Below are 14,315 nucleotides of genomic sequence, written 5' to 3' on the forward strand. Positions count from 1 at the left end.
ATTAGCACGGAAGTGGCAGACAATGACTTATTGCGATTCAGCGAATTCAATCACGCGCGCGCCTCAAACGACCAAGCCTGCCTTTGCCAGCCTGCTGTTTGTCTTTGGGGTGATGCTGTGGTGCATCGCGTCCCCGGTGCTTGCGCAGGATCTGACCGGCGTATGGAGAGACGAACGTGCGCCGCGACATGACAAAGAAGAACCAAAATTCGCCGAAGTTCCTTTTGCCGATGGTCGTCCACACGGGACCTTTGTGTCGCTGCCCTATTTCGAGATGGTCCAGGTGGTCGAAAACGGCGAGACGAAGCACTTTCTGAATTCCGACGTTGGCGCCGTGTTTGCGAGCGTTACGCCTGCTGCCGACGCCGAGGACACCTATGACGTGACCGACTTGCGCGATGGGTCAAAGGGCACGCCGCTGGCGAAATTGCTTTATGGCACCGAGTTATGCGGCGCAGACCCCTGTTTTGAGCTTAAAGTCGACCCCGCCGCAGGGGGTCTTTTTCCGATCGAAGCGGGCAAACCTGCACGCTATCGACCACAGGAGTCCTACGATCCGGATAAGGTGCGCGAGCGCCCGCAAACCTGGGGCGATAACTTCACAATGATAAGCGACAACTTCCAAGAGGTCCTGAAGTGCTTCACGCTCTCAGAGCTCAATCCGATCAATCTGCAAGAAACGTCTGGGTGTGGGGACAAGATCTTTGTTGAACCCGATATCGACACCTATGCCTTCGAAATACGAAACAAGGTGGCCATTCCGTTCGGGTGGACCTATCGCCCGGTCGGAGCGGCGATTGCCAACGAGAAACTGCGGACCATTGAATCGGGGCGCGATCTTGAGCAGGCCACCAAGTTGGACATTGGTGTAAAGGCCAGTGCAAATGTTTTTGGTTTCTCGGCCTCTGTGGACGTCGACAAGGTCACCAGCAGATACTTGGAAGAACGCTCCGACAAACAAACAGTCCGATTCGAAGCTCAGTACACAGAGCGGAAATTCAGCCTCGTGCTCAACCGCCAGTTTGCCAAGATGAGTGACCCCTTTGTGTCGGACGTGAACGATCTGTTCCTGGCTCTTCAAGAGGGGGAGGACGCCGCCACGTTCGAGCAACGCCTCGAACTGTTTTTTGACACTTGGGGTACGCATTACTCCAACGCAATCACTTATGGCGCACGGGGCTTCAGGCGGTATTCGTTGGACGAATCCCAGATCGTGACGACGCGCAAAAAAGGGCTGAATCTCGCCATTGGCCTGTGCGCCGGATACAAAGGGTCGCTTGTACAGGCCAAGATGTGTAGCAACGTCAAAGACGATTCAGAAACGTCCAACAAAGTCAGCGAACTCAATAAGTTGATGACTGTTGAGGCCGAGTGCTACGGGGGTGACGGCTGCAATGAAGGTATCCCGACCGGAGATCCGAGCAAACCGATCTTTGCAGACCTGAGGCCCGTGTCGGATCTGATTGCACCGCCCTTCTTTTCGGACCTTTTCAAGGCAGATCCCGAGGTGTTCGTGGCATTGCGAAACCGGATTGGTGAAGAGGTTCACAAGAGGGCCTTCGCCAAGCATGACGGTTTGGATACACCTTTCATCAAGTTCGTTGAGTTTTCCGAAACCCAGTCCAGCCCAAGCAAGGGGCCGTATCTGCTGTGCGGGGACAAGGCCATTTCCAGCGGCTCACCGAACGCGACCACCACACCCGCGGGTTGCTGCACGTCAGGCATCCCCGTTGTCGGGTATCTCAAAACCCCGGTCGCGGACGATCCCGAACTGCCCACCACCTATGCCGAGCCATGGACAACCATGCCCGCCGTTCCGATCCCGCTGACTGACAAGGACGGCACCCTCACCGCTGGCGCGGCGCAATTCATCAGCCAGGTCTTTGTGGAATACCAGCCAAGCCAACCTGGTGACACCGGCCTTGGAGGAACGTTGCTCAACGTGATCCTTGGTGGTCTAAGGAAGGTCGAGGTGCCGGACCTGAACAAAGCGTGCATCGACTTGCTGGGGAACGGGGCGACCGTATCCTCTCCGGGCCCCGACGTCTTGTGCAGCATATCGTCTGGCAGCAAGCAGTTGGACATGAGAAAGGTTTGCGAGGAACAGTTTGGACAAGGGCGTTTTGCAAAATTCAATGAGTTGAAGAAAACCTACCTCTGCGCCTTCGAGGGCACGTCTACTGCAGATCCCCAAGCCTACTGCCGCTATAAATATGGCCCCAATGCATTCGCTGCGCCAAAATATGTAACCCAATCAGGCGGCCCGGGTATCTCGCTTGGTGGTGTGTTCGAAGGTTGGGAATGCCGGCCGGGTTTCGTGGCTGTCGACAAACAGGATATCTGCGCTGTCCAGTTCGGACTCTCTTACGAACCGGCGGGCGACACAGGCGGCTCCGAGAGAATACCAAAATGCAAGGGGATCCTTGCGTCGGTTCGCGAGGCCGAGCCTGTTCCAAACGCCGAAATCCGCACCTATCCCGACGTCCAGCCGTTTGCCCCTGTTGATCTGAACCCGGTGGACGTAGTGATACCAATGGCATGGTCCGGCGAGGACGCCATGATCTGTCAGGGCGTCAGCCTTGACCTTGTATTCGGTCTGAAGGGCACGAATGTGTCAGATCTCCTTGCTGGCGACTGACAAGTGGGCCCCTAGCGACCTCGGCCCGGCGTTTTAAGGTTCAGAAACGCGTTATTGTACAAGCGACACTGGCGGGTTGTTTGGCCCCGGATTGTCGCTCTCTAGTTTATTCAAACAGTGCTTAATTTGCATAGCTCGCAACCCCCAATGCTCCGAAAAGCCTACCAACCGAACCGGTCGCTTGCTGAGGCTCTGCGAGGCGTGTTTCCATTGCGTCATTCACGCGCCCATCCAAAAATAAGGAAGCGATAACCATCGGCGGAGCTGACCGAAAGATAGCGTCTATAGGGAACACGACCTCCTTATAATTACCGAAGACGGGAATGAGAATATCACGGGCTTTCCATATGGCACGGACCACAATGTGGTTGGCTAATACGCAGTGACGTTTGCTGGCCGAAGTTTTGGCCAGCATCAAAAAAAACCGCCATTCGCGCATCACGCAGCATCGGTCAAATTGGGCTCAAAGCAGTCACGCGGCGGTGCGGCAGGTTCGGCCTGCCCTGATCGCACCGCAGCGCGGCAAATTTGGTATGTTCGGCCGTCGGCTTGATGCTGAAGACGTGGCGGGCGTGGTGGATCGGAGGAACCACCATGCCGATTACAAACCTGCCAGCCATCCGCGCCCGCCGTCCCGCTTGGAACAAGGGCCGCCTCGTCGGCCAGAAGCGTCCGCTCCAACCGAAACATGTATGGGCGATCCGGGTCCGCCTCGAGATCGCCCAGCGGACTCGCGAACTGGCGCTCTTCAACCTCGCCATCGACAGCAAGTTGCGCGGATGCGACCTGGTGAAGCTGAAGGTCGCTGACGTCTATGCGGCCGGACAGGTCAAGCACCGCGCTTCGATTGTCCAGAGTAAAACCCGGAGGCCGGTTAGCTTCGAGATCACCGAGGGGACGCGAAAAGCCATCGCGACTTGGCTCAAGGCTCCGCTGATGGTCGGGTCGGAGCATCTCTGGCCGGGACGCTTTCACGAACGTCGGCATATTTCGACAAGGCAATACGCCCGCCTCGTGCGGGACTGGGTGACCTCGATCGGTCTCGAGCCAAGCGCTTACGGCACGCACTCCATGCGGCGGACCAAGGTTACGCAGATATATCGCAAAACCGGCAACCTCCGCGCGGTGCAGCTACTGCTCGGCCATACGAAGATGGATAGCACGGTGCGCTACCTCGGCGTCGAACTCGAAGATGCGCTCGCCATCGCGGAGGCGGTGGAGCTCTGAGAAGTCGGGCCGGTCGGTAGCGGCCGGCCCACTTCCGCCATTCGGCGAACGGTCCGGTGCTGCGGTACAGCGTCCCTAGAGCGGCCATTTGTGATTGCGGCGACATTTCTAGCATGGCAAGCCGTGCAAGCGGGAAAAGCTACTTTTGGTGATGTAGCTTGCTGAATCGAGGAGTAGTGGTGGGTGTTCACAAGACTTGGTCGAGTCGTCGGCTTTGTGGCCGTTGTTCTTGGTATCGTAGCCATCATCGGGTCGTTTGTTGTCGCCCCCGATGTGCTCGCCCCCGATTTTGATCGGATCTCTATGAAACAGTCGACGCTCTGGCTTAGGCAAGGCTCAACGCTGGTGTTCTTCGGCTTGGTCCTCGGCGTCCTTTGTGAGATTAGTTTAAAATTGGGCAAATAGCACCGCTGGGAACACGATTAGCAAGAGGTGCGTGCTGGATGCTGACGGCCCGGAGCCGCAATTCGAGGCAAAGGTCTGCGCCGCAGTGCGGCTTCACTGAACCGGCCGTTCATGCATCGCGCAGCATTCCGCCCATCCGGATGACAGGAGTGCGGGACAAAGCTGCATTTCGACGCGTCTGCAAGAATGGCCGCTTTTGAATAAGCAGCCCACTATCAACTATTGAATCGAAGCCTCGCGCTTCGCTATTTTATTGCGCTAATTGCGCTTGCGTTCATCCAAACCAAGCCCGCGACCGATAATTTCACGCATGATCTCGGAAGTGCCAGCGTATATCCGGCTGATCCGCGCATCGCTGTAAAGGCGAGAAATCTCGTATTCATCCATATAACCAGCGCCACCGTGCAATTGCAGGCATTCATCAACGACGCGGGCTTCGACCTCTGACGTGAACAACTTCACCTCAGCGGCCATTTCTGCGGACAAAGCCCCTTGAAGGTGTTCACGGACGCAATGATCAAGCAATGCCCATGCCGCGTCGAGTTCTGTCCTTGCCGACGCCATCTTGAACCGGGAATTCTGGAACGTGCCAACGGGCCGACCAAAGGCGCGCCTTTCCGTGACGTACTCCAACGTTTTTTCAAAGGCGTATTCCGCGCGTGAAACAAAGGCGACAGCGCTTATCAGGCGCTCTTCGGCAAGGTTCTTCATCATCGCCTTGAAACCACCGCGAGGGTCGCCAAGCACATTAGATTTCGGAACCTTTATGTCGTCAAAGAACAATTCCGCTGTATCCTGGCTGTGCAAACCGAGTTTCTTGAGATTGCGCCCCCGCGAGAACCCCTCTGACCCGCTTTCCACAAGAAACAGGCCGATGGCGCGCGGGTCATCTGGATCGGTTTTGGCCGCAACGATCACCAGTCCGGCCAACACGCCGTTTGAGATATAGGTCTTGGACCCGTTAAGGACCCAGTGGTCGTCCTGTTCGACCGCACGTGTCTTTATCCCGGCAAGATCGGACCCGGTTCCGGGTTCAGTCATGCCGATGGCGAGCACGGTCTCGCCCGACACGACCCCACGCATGTACCTGTCACGCTGTGCATCTGATGCGATATGCTGAAGGTATGGCCCCATGATGCGATTGTGAGCCCAGATGAAAAAACCGGGTTCGCGTGGGCCAAGTTCCTCGCAGAGGATCATGTCGTAGCGGAAATCGTCCAAACCCAATCCGCCGTATTTTTGATCGGCGTACATACAAAGAAAACCTTCGGACCCCGCCGAACGCCAGACATCCTCGGTAACGCACCCGGCTTCGCGCCAAGTCTCTCTGTGGGGATATAGCTCGCGTTCGGCCCAGGCTCGGACAGTCTGACGAAAGATATTGTGCTCTTCTTCAAAGATTGTCCGCTTCAGCATTGATTTCTCCAAGCTTTCATCTCGCCAGGGTCCGGTCGACACCGGCCAGGATCAACAGGGTCTTGGCTTCGTCTCCGGACCGTCATGTCACGCGTTATCGCCGGAAATGTCACGGAATATCTCTCGCCATACCGGACGTTCCCTCGAAGCGCCGCATCAGAAAAAGTGGACTCGCTGCGGTCTTGCGGCAGTGCAGCGCACTGGCCGGTAGCGGGCCGAACTGAATGTCGGCTCTCACCTTCTCCACCCATTGATCTTGTCATCGCAGCAAATGACCGGAAACCGCCCTTTGTGGAGCTTCTCAAAAAAATGCTGCGCTGCGGAAATCTCAGTGCTTCGACACATACCGGACGATCAGCGAATGTTCGATTTCCGTTCCATCTCAGCGAATGCGACTCCAGTCGAAGTGTTTAGATTGCCCCTCCGGAAAGTTATTTGGTTACAGAGCCTTGCAAGAAATTCACCAAATCCGCGCAGTCATCAGGTCCAGAGAATAACCGGCCGAGAGAACGGATTTTGGGCCAACGGCCGACACTTCTGTGCTCAGCCTCTCTTGCAAACCCCTTTGAAAACACGGAAAAATCCGGCCGCAGCCGCATCGGGAGAACGCTTTCGCGAGGGCAAGTGGCGGAGGGTCGGAACCGCGAGGAATCTCGGCTCAGAAGGCTTCCAAGAATCGCCTTCGGTCCGAGGATTCAAATGGCGGCCTCATCTACACCGAAGGCGATTCTAGATCCTTCGCCGACATGATTTTTGCATTATTTACCAATAGGATAAGTGAAACTCACCCCTCGCGGTTCTGGCCATCGGAGCGCATCTCGCGCACCGCCGCGAGCAACTCTTCGATCGCCTGTTCGGCCGCCGCGAGTTTCATCGCCACCATCAGGTCCTGACGCCCTGCCAGCGCAAGGAACGTTCCCAGCACCTCGTCGGAATGCCGGGCCAGCGCCACCAGATGCTCGCCACTCGGGCCGTATCGGCCGGCAAACCAGTTCTTCACCGTCTTCTCGTTCGCCCCCGTCCAGGACGCAACGATCTTGGCGCCCGCCCTGCTGTCCTCATGGGACCGGCGCAGTGCAGCTGCGATTTCGTCGGCGAACCCGTTCTCCGGATCACTCCGACCATATCCGTTTTGTTTCGGAAAGAACTTGCCCTTTTTCGGAAACGACATTCCGGCCTCCCTCGCTATAGATGGATGAGAGGGATTCAGCCCTGGATTCAGGCGGTTCGGATGGATTGGCCAGCAATACCGAGGAGATGCATGTGTGAGCGGTCGTTTGGTGACCAATTCGGGCAAGAGCGACGGTGCGGTCGAGCCGGACGTGCCCGCCGTCGCCTACGTCCGGATGTCGACGGATCACCAGAAATACTCGACCGAGAACCAGCTGGACGTCATTCGGAACTATGCCGCCGCGCGGGGCCTTCAGATCCTGCGCGTGTTCGAGGACTCCGGGCGATCCGGGCTGCGGCTCGATGGTCGCGAGGCCTTGCAGAACCTCATGGCCGAGGTCCGTTCCGGCCACGCCGATTTCAAGGCGATCCTCGTCTATGACGTCAGCCGTTGGGGTCGGTTTCAGGACGCTGACGAGGGTGCCTACCACGAACATGTCTGCTCCCGCGCGGGGATCCGGGTCCATTACTGCGGCGAGCAGTTCGAGAACGACGGCAGCATCGGCTCGAACCTCCTGAAGACCGTGAAGCGCGTGATGGCCGGCGAGTACAGCCGAGAGCTTTCGGTGAAGGTCTTTGCCGGGCAATGCCGCCTGGTGGAGCTCGGCTATCGTCAGGGCGGCGCGGCCGGATACGGGCTGCGGCGGGTGCTGATCGACGAGCACGGCAACCCGAAGGGCGAACTGTCGCGTGGCGAGCAGAAGAGCCTTCAGACCGACCGCGTCATCCTCGTCCCCGGCCCCGAGGAGGAGCAGCGGGTCGTCCAGCGCATGTACGAGATGTTCGTGCGCGAGGGGCGTCCCGAGCGGGATATCGCGGAAGTTCTGAACGCCGAAGGTCACCGCACCGATCTCGACCGGCCGTGGACCCGGGCGACCGTCCATCAGGTGCTGACCAACGAAAAGTACATCGGGAACAACGTCTTCAACAAGGTGTCCTTCAAGCTGAAGCAGCGTCGGGTGGTAAACCCGCGCGAAATGTGGATCCGGGCTGAGGGCGCCTATCCTGCCATTGTTGACGAGGCGCTGTTCCTGCGCGCCCGGGAGATCGTGGACGCCCGCAGCCGCCATTTCTCGGATGAGGAACTGCTCGACGCACTGCGCGCGATCCTCAAGCGGCAGGGCATGCTGTCGGGGTTGATCATCGACGAGGAGGATGATCTGCCGTCCTCCAGCGCCTATCGCAGTCGCTTCGGCAGCCTGCTGCGCGCCTACCGGCTGATCGGCTACGAGCCGGACCGCGACTACAGCTACATCGAGGTCAACCGCGCCTTGCGGCAGGCCCATCCGCAGGTCGTGGCCGAAATCATCGCTGGCGTCACCCGGCACGGCGGGTCGGCCGTGCAAGACCCCGACACTGATCTGGTTCGCGTCAACGACGAGTTCACCGTGTCCATCGTGCTGGCCCGATGCAGCGCCACGGCAGCCGGGTCGCTGCGCTGGCGCATCCGTCTCGACACCGGACTGGTGCCCGACATCACAATCGCCGTGCGCATGGACGAGGCGAACGAGGCGCCGCGCGACTACTACGTGCTGCCCAGCATCGACATGACCTTCGGGAAACTGAAAATCGCCGAGCAGAACGGGCTCGCGCTCGATGCGTACCGGTTCGACACGCTCGATTTCTTCTACGCGCTCGCCTCGCGGGCGAGGATCGCGGAGGTGGCGTGATGCCCGACGACTTGGAGCCAACGAGCCAGAAGCAGGTAACCCTGATCCCGACCGACAGGGTTAGGGTCCTCAACCCCCGCGTCCGAAATCGGCGCACCTTCGAGGCGATGGTGGAGAACATCGCGCGCATCGGCCTGAAGCGCCCGATCACCGTGGCACCGCGCCCCGGGACCGATCCGCAGGAGTACGACCTCGTCTGCGGTCAGGGCCGCCTCGAGGCCTTCGTCGAACTGAAGCAGGACCACATCCCCGCCATTGTGATCGACGCTGACGAGAGCGATTGCCTCGTGATGAGCCTCGTCGAGAACTGTGCGCGGCGGCAGCACAACCCCATCGACCTTATGCGCGAGATCGGCGCGCTCCGCCAGCGCGGCTACAACGACCGTCAGATCGGCGAGAAGATCGGCGTTTCCACCGAATATGTGAACATGATCGCCGGGCTGCTGGAGAAAGGCGAGGAGCGCTTGGTCTCGGCCGTGGAAACCGGGGTGCTTCCGCTGAATCTGGCCATCCAGATTTCCAAGACGGACGCCAAGGGCGCGCAGAAGGCACTGATGGACGCCTACACTCAGAACAAGCTGCGAGGCCGGAAGCTGGCGCTCGTGCGCCGCCTGATCCAGCAGCGCGAACTGCGGGGCCCGCAGATCCACAGCAACCAACTCGGACGCAAGCCTCCGAAACGGGCGCTCACGAGCGAGGGCCTTGTGCGGGCGTATCAGCAGGAGGCGACGCGCCAGAAGCTGCTTATCAAAAAGGCCGAGCTCACCCAGAGTCGGCTGATGTTCGTGCGCGAGGCGTTCCGGAAGCTCTGCGCGGACGAGCATTTCATGACCCTGCTCAGGGCGGAGGGGCTCGAGACAATGCCTGCCGACCTTGCGCGGCCCGTGACCGACGGGGCTCCGGCATGAAGCGCGAAGCACGCGACACCCTGAAGAGCGTCACGCTCGGGTTCGAGGACGACTGCGTCACGCTCCCCATCGATGCGATCCTGCCGCTCCGCGCCCTCGGCAAGTCCGCAAAATCCAGCCGGAAGTATCGGCAGATCGTGGCTTCCATCGCCCAGATCGGGATCGTCGAGCCGCCCGTCGTGGTTCGGAACCCCGACAAGTCCGCCACTTGGTTGCTGCTCGACGGCCATCTTCGGATCGAGGCGCTAAAGGATGCTGGCGAACAGGAAGTGGAGTGTCTGGTCTCCACCGACGATGAGGCCTTCACCTACAACCGCCAGGTCAGCCGCCTTGCGCCGATCCAGGAACACAAGATGATCCGAAAGGCGATCGAGCGCGGCGTGCCCGAGGAGAAGATCGCGCTCGCGCTCGATCTCAACATGAGCAGCATCCGGCGCAAGGTGCGCCTTCTGGACGGCATCTGCGAGGAAACGGTCGGGATCCTGAAAGACAAGCCCGCGACCGGCGCGGTGTTCGACGCGCTGCGCAAGATGAAGACCATGCGCCAAATCGAGGCGGCCGAACTGCTGGTCAACGCGAACAACTATTCCGTCGCCTACGTGAACGCGATCCTCGCGGGGACGCCGCAGGCCCAGCTGGTCGAGTCGTCCAAGCCGAAGAAGGTTAAAGGCATCACGCCGGAGGCGATGGCGCGCATGGAGCAGGAACTCGCCCGGCTGCAGGAGGGGATCGCCTCGATCCAGGACACCTACGGCGACGACCACCTGCATCTGACCGTGATCAAGGGCTATGTCGGCAAGTTGCTCGGGAACGCGCGGGTCGTGCGCTATCTGGCGCAGAACCATCCCGAGTTCCTCGGCGAGTTCCAGACCATCACCGAGATCACGCCGGCCGAGGCCGAGTAGCGGCCTGTAGGTCAACGACGGGGACCCGGACCCAAAAAGCGCGGGGACCGCAGGAGACGCCGGACTGTGGGCCGGATCAAGCGCGGCGGTGGGGATGGCGGCGAACCCGCTCGGAGCCCACCAGGCCGGCTCGAGTTTTCGCCGGCCGCGCGGTCGCGCATGCGGCTGCGTTCCATTCGGGGCGTGTCGGAGACCGGGCCACTCCGGCACGCCCATTTGCCCACTCGAAAAACATGGTGAATCCGCGACGTCCTGAGGTAGTGCGTTGCGGTTCTCTGCGAAAAGAGAACATCTAAAAACGAAACAGGCACAAAAGAATCGAAATTCATCCATGCGAGTTTTTATGCTATTGATTCCATTGTGCATCGTAAGAATGTGTGAGGTCTGCGTAGCCTTTGGGGTCTCTGCGCATTTCGGAGGGGTTGAGTCATCGAAAATCTCGGCTCAGAGCCCTGCAGTCATGCGCTGGCAGAACTGCACGCGCACGCTCGTCTCCGAGCGACTATTAATCGTTTTCTCTCGGTTACGTCCGGTAGGAACGTCCCAAGACGGGAGTGCTGATCGCCGCATGGGTCCGCGCCGTCGTTAATCCAGACGGAATGCGCGGAACTGCGCAACTAACTGACTTGCCTCGCATTTTCTTTCACGCCTTCGTTCGAACGCAACCAAACCGAGTTGCGCGAATGGAGGACGACATGAAACGGAACTGCATGACTCAAAAGGAACTCGCCGATCGCTGGACCATCTCGCATCGCACCCTGGAGCGGTGGCGGTGGGCTGGCGAAGGCCCGGCATACATGAAGCTCGGCGGACGCGTCGTGTACCGCGTCAGCGACATCGAGGCGTTCGAACAAGAGGTCATTCACTCCACGGCTGACCAGCGGATCGCCGCGTCCTGACGCCATTCCCGACCTCTCGAATGCGCGTCACACTCCAACGCTCTGATTTGCGACGCATTTCGATTGCACCACCTTCCCGGCTCGGCTAGTCTCGGCTCAGGCCCAGTAAATGGGCGCGCATAGTTAACGTGCGCATCGCCCGGGCCGGGAGAACGTGATGGACAACGACAGGTCGGAACTTCGCTGGGGAGTCGAGCAGCGCCTCGAGTTCATAGAGTTCCGCCTGTTCTGGGAGGGACATGTGAACCGCAGCGACCTGATGGACCAGTTCGGGGTCTCGGTGAACCAGGCGTCCACCGACCTGAACCGCTACATCGGCTTCGCACCCGACAACATGGTCTATGACAAGAGCGCGCGGACCTATGTCCGCGGCTCAGGCTTCAAGCCACAGTTCCTCGAGCCCGACGCCAGCCGCTACCTCGCGCAGCTTCGATCGGTGGCGGACGGGATCCTCGACCGCGAGGACTCCTGGATCGCCGATCTCCCGCCCTATGCTTCGGCCCCGACCCCGGTGCGCGGCGTCAATCCGGTGACGCTCCGCTCCGTGGTCGGCGCCATTCGTCGCTCCGAGGCGATCGAGGTGAAGTACCAGTCCCTGTCCAGCCCGGACCCGCGCTGGAGATGGATCGCGCCGCACGCCATCGCGTTCGACGGATTTCGTTGGCACACGCGGGCGTTCTGCCTGACCGACAAAGCGTTCAAGGACTTCCTGCTCTCACGGATCCTCGACATCCGCGGATCGCGGGAGAGCGAAACGTCGGCCGAGAATGACCGCGATTGGCACTCAGAGGTCACCCTGGAGGTCGGCCCCCACCCCGACCTCTCGGAGACGCAGGCGAAGGTCATCGCGCTCGACTACGCCATGCGGGGCGGCAAGGCGAAGATCAAGGTTCGTCGCGCGCTGCTCTATTATGCGCTCAAGCGCCTCGGACTCGATACCGCGCCCGAGGCGCGCGCGCCCCAGGATCAGCAGATCGTCCTCATAAATCGCGATGAGATCATCAGCGGCATTCCAGTACGCGGCGCTCGGGAGGCCACGGCATGAGAGGGTCTGTCCAGAAACGTCGGATCCTTGGCCGAGAGCTGGCAAGATCATTCGAGGAGTGTGAGATTGGGTAAGCAAGCGGCATTCAAGACCAACCCGGTCAGCCTCGAAGAGCTTTTGCGCCAGTGCGGAAACGGCAAGATCCAGCTGCCCGACTTCCAGCGCAGTTGGGTCTGGGACGAGGAGCGCATCAAAGGCCTGATCGCGTCGATCTCGCAGGCCTTTCCGGTCGGCGCGTTGATGACGCTCGAGGTCAAGCTGGGTGCGGCCGATACGTTCGCGCGTCGGCCGATCCAAGGGGCGGATGCGGCAGTTGGAGATAGCGCACCTGACCAGCTCCTACTCGACGGCCAGCAGCGCATGACTTCTCTCTACCAAACCTGCCTGCGCCGCGAGGTGGTGCAGACAGTGACACCGCGTCTCAAGCTCGTGAAGCGCTGGTTCTACATCGACATCAGACAGGCCATGAATCCGGCCGAGGACCGGGAAAACGCCATCGTCTCGGTGCCGGAGGATCGGCGGATCAAGTCGGACTTTGACCGGAAGATCGACCTCGACCTCTCCACGCCGGAGCTCGAATACCAGAACCTCATGTTCCCGCTGAACCAAGTGTTCGACTGGGACGAATGGCAGGATGGGTTCAACGAGTATTGGTTGGAGAACGATCCGGAGACGCGCAAGCTGTTCAAGCCTTTCAAGGATGAAGTCCTTCAGAACTTCAAATCCTACCAGCTGCCCGTGATCGCGCTTAGCCCCGACACCTCGCACGAGGCCGTCTGTCTCGTCTTTGAGAAGGTGAACACCGGAGGCAAGCCACTCGACGCATTCGAACTGGTGACGGCGATGTACGCTGCGCGCGGGCATCGCCTACGCGACGACTGGCTCGGCGCCGACGGCCAGCCGGGGCTCCAGACCCGGCTTCAGCTATTTGGCCGCGCAGCCGAGCAGAAGTTCGGCGTTCTGGAGAAGGTCGCGGCGACCGACGTGCTGCAGGCCATCGCCCTACTGCACGGGGTCGAGAACCGCGCGGCCGAGATAGCTGCCGGGCGCAAGGAGTCAGAGTTGTCTGCCGTCCGCGCAACGCGCCAGTCACTGCTCGACCTGCCGCTTGAGGCCTACCTGAAACACCGCGCCGCTGTGGAGGAAGGGTTCAAGACCGCAGCGAAGTTCCTCCGGCAGAACCACATCTACCGGGTCATCGACCTGCCTTATCAGGGCCAGCTTGTCCCGTTTGCCGCGATCCTCGCCATCATCGGGCCAAGGTTCGACCATGCCGCCGTAAAAGACCAGCTCGCCCGCTGGTTCTGGTGCGGCATCTTCGGCGAGCTTTACGGCTCGGCCATTGAGTCGCGCTTCGCCAAGGACGTGCTCGAAGTGCCTGCCTGGCTCGACGGCGGGCCGGAGCCCAGCACGATCACCGATGGCCGCTTCCGCCCTGAGCGACTGCGTACCCTGCGCACCCGCCTGTCGGCAGCCTACAAGGGCATCCACGCCCTGCTGATGGCCGAAGGTGCGCGGGATCTCCGCTCCGGCCAGCACTTCAAGGACACGGTGTTTTTTGACGAGTATGTCGATATCCACCACATCTTCCCGCAGGACTGGTGCAAGAAGCAGAAGATCGAACCCAAGGTCTTCGACACTGTCATCAACAAGAGCCCGCTCAGCTACAAGACCAACCGGATCCTCGGGGGCGTCGCGCCCTCGGTCTATCTGGAACGACTGGAGGCGGGCGGGAAGGACACCCCGCCAATCGCCCGCGACGCGCTCGATCAATACCTGGCCTCGCACGCCATCGATCCCGACCTCCTGCGCGCCGACGATTTCGCGGGCTTCATGGCGGATCGCGAGGCGAGGCTGCTCGCAATGATCTCCAAGGCAACCGGTCATGCGATCACAAGGGCAGACGCCGCGCCGGAGGAAGGCGAGGATGTCATGCAGGACGACGAGGGATTCGACCTACCAGATCCCGATGCAGAGGAGGCCGCCTGAATGGACCCCATTCTCAAGCGCCCTGTCGTTCGCGACCAATGGG

11 protein-coding genes are annotated in these 14,315 nt (G+C 60.3%); 9 read left to right on the top strand and 2 right to left on the bottom strand.

What is annotated here, in order from left to right; all coding sequences use genetic code 11:
* The first annotated feature begins 22 nt into the window (after window positions 1–22).
* The 3 genes from MAA8898_RS05690 to MAA8898_RS26555 all read left to right on the top strand — a co-directional run bounded on the left by MAA8898_RS05690 (window position 23) and on the right by MAA8898_RS26555 (window position 4,270).
* Window positions 23–2,638: an MAC/perforin domain-containing protein gene (locus MAA8898_RS05690; protein WP_094020040.1), complete on the top strand. Its 2,616-nt coding sequence runs from the start codon at window positions 23–25 to the stop codon at window positions 2,636–2,638.
* Between the two features lie 594 nt (window positions 2,639–3,232).
* Window positions 3,233–3,865 (top strand): tyrosine-type recombinase/integrase, encoded by a 633-nt coding sequence (locus tag MAA8898_RS05695; RefSeq protein WP_094020041.1) that lies wholly within the window; start codon window positions 3,233–3,235, stop codon window positions 3,863–3,865.
* A gap of 183 nt (window positions 3,866–4,048) precedes the next feature.
* On the top strand, window positions 4,049–4,270 hold the full coding sequence (locus tag MAA8898_RS26555; RefSeq protein ID WP_141194802.1) for an EscU/YscU/HrcU family type III secretion system export apparatus switch protein: 222 nt from the start codon (window positions 4,049–4,051) through the stop codon (window positions 4,268–4,270).
* A 258-nt stretch (window positions 4,271–4,528) separates the two neighbouring features.
* On the opposite strand, the gene MAA8898_RS05705 is transcribed toward MAA8898_RS26555, so the two are convergent.
* Window positions 4,529–5,686: an acyl-CoA dehydrogenase family protein gene (locus tag MAA8898_RS05705; RefSeq protein WP_176445078.1), complete on the bottom strand. Its 1,158-nt coding sequence runs from the start codon at window positions 5,684–5,686 to the stop codon at window positions 4,529–4,531.
* Window positions 5,687–6,470: 784 nt separating this feature from the next.
* Window positions 6,471–6,857 carry a hypothetical protein gene (locus MAA8898_RS05710; protein WP_094020043.1) on the bottom strand — a complete coding sequence of 129 codons (387 nt, stop codon included), beginning with the start codon at window positions 6,855–6,857 and terminating at the stop codon, window positions 6,471–6,473.
* A gap of 151 nt (window positions 6,858–7,008) precedes the next feature.
* Between MAA8898_RS05710 and MAA8898_RS05715 the strand changes: the two genes are divergently transcribed.
* The 6 genes from MAA8898_RS05715 (at window position 7,009) to MAA8898_RS05740 (ending at window position 14,272) form a co-directional block, all read left to right on the top strand.
* On the top strand, window positions 7,009–8,526 hold the full coding sequence (locus tag MAA8898_RS05715; protein ID WP_164615048.1) for a recombinase family protein: 1,518 nt from the start codon (window positions 7,009–7,011) through the stop codon (window positions 8,524–8,526).
* Window positions 8,526–9,434, top strand: a complete 909-nt coding sequence (locus MAA8898_RS05720) for a plasmid partitioning protein RepB C-terminal domain-containing protein (RefSeq protein ID WP_094020045.1) — start codon at window positions 8,526–8,528, stop codon at window positions 9,432–9,434. Before MAA8898_RS05715 ends, MAA8898_RS05720 begins: the two co-directional genes overlap by 1 nt.
* On the top strand, window positions 9,431–10,339 hold the full coding sequence (locus MAA8898_RS05725; protein ID WP_094020046.1) for a plasmid partitioning protein RepB C-terminal domain-containing protein: 909 nt from the start codon (window positions 9,431–9,433) through the stop codon (window positions 10,337–10,339). The genes MAA8898_RS05720 and MAA8898_RS05725 overlap by 4 nt, the downstream gene beginning before the upstream one ends.
* 683 nt (window positions 10,340–11,022) lie before the next feature.
* Window positions 11,023–11,238 carry a helix-turn-helix transcriptional regulator gene (locus MAA8898_RS05730; RefSeq protein ID WP_245853250.1) on the top strand — a complete coding sequence of 72 codons (216 nt, stop codon included), beginning with the start codon at window positions 11,023–11,025 and terminating at the stop codon, window positions 11,236–11,238.
* A 157-nt stretch (window positions 11,239–11,395) separates the two neighbouring features.
* On the top strand, window positions 11,396–12,283 hold the full coding sequence (locus MAA8898_RS05735) for a WYL domain-containing transcriptional regulator (protein ID WP_094020047.1): 888 nt from the start codon (window positions 11,396–11,398) through the stop codon (window positions 12,281–12,283).
* Window positions 12,284–12,343: 60 nt separating this feature from the next.
* Complete coding sequence (locus MAA8898_RS05740; RefSeq protein ID WP_245853284.1) at window positions 12,344–14,272, top strand: GmrSD restriction endonuclease domain-containing protein; 1,929 nt, start codon at window positions 12,344–12,346, stop codon at window positions 14,270–14,272.
* The last annotated feature ends 43 nt before the right edge of the window (window positions 14,273–14,315 follow it).

This window comes from Antarctobacter aquimaris, assembly GCF_900184945.1.
GTDB classification, from domain to species: domain Bacteria; phylum Pseudomonadota; class Alphaproteobacteria; order Rhodobacterales; family Rhodobacteraceae; genus Maliponia; species Maliponia aquimaris.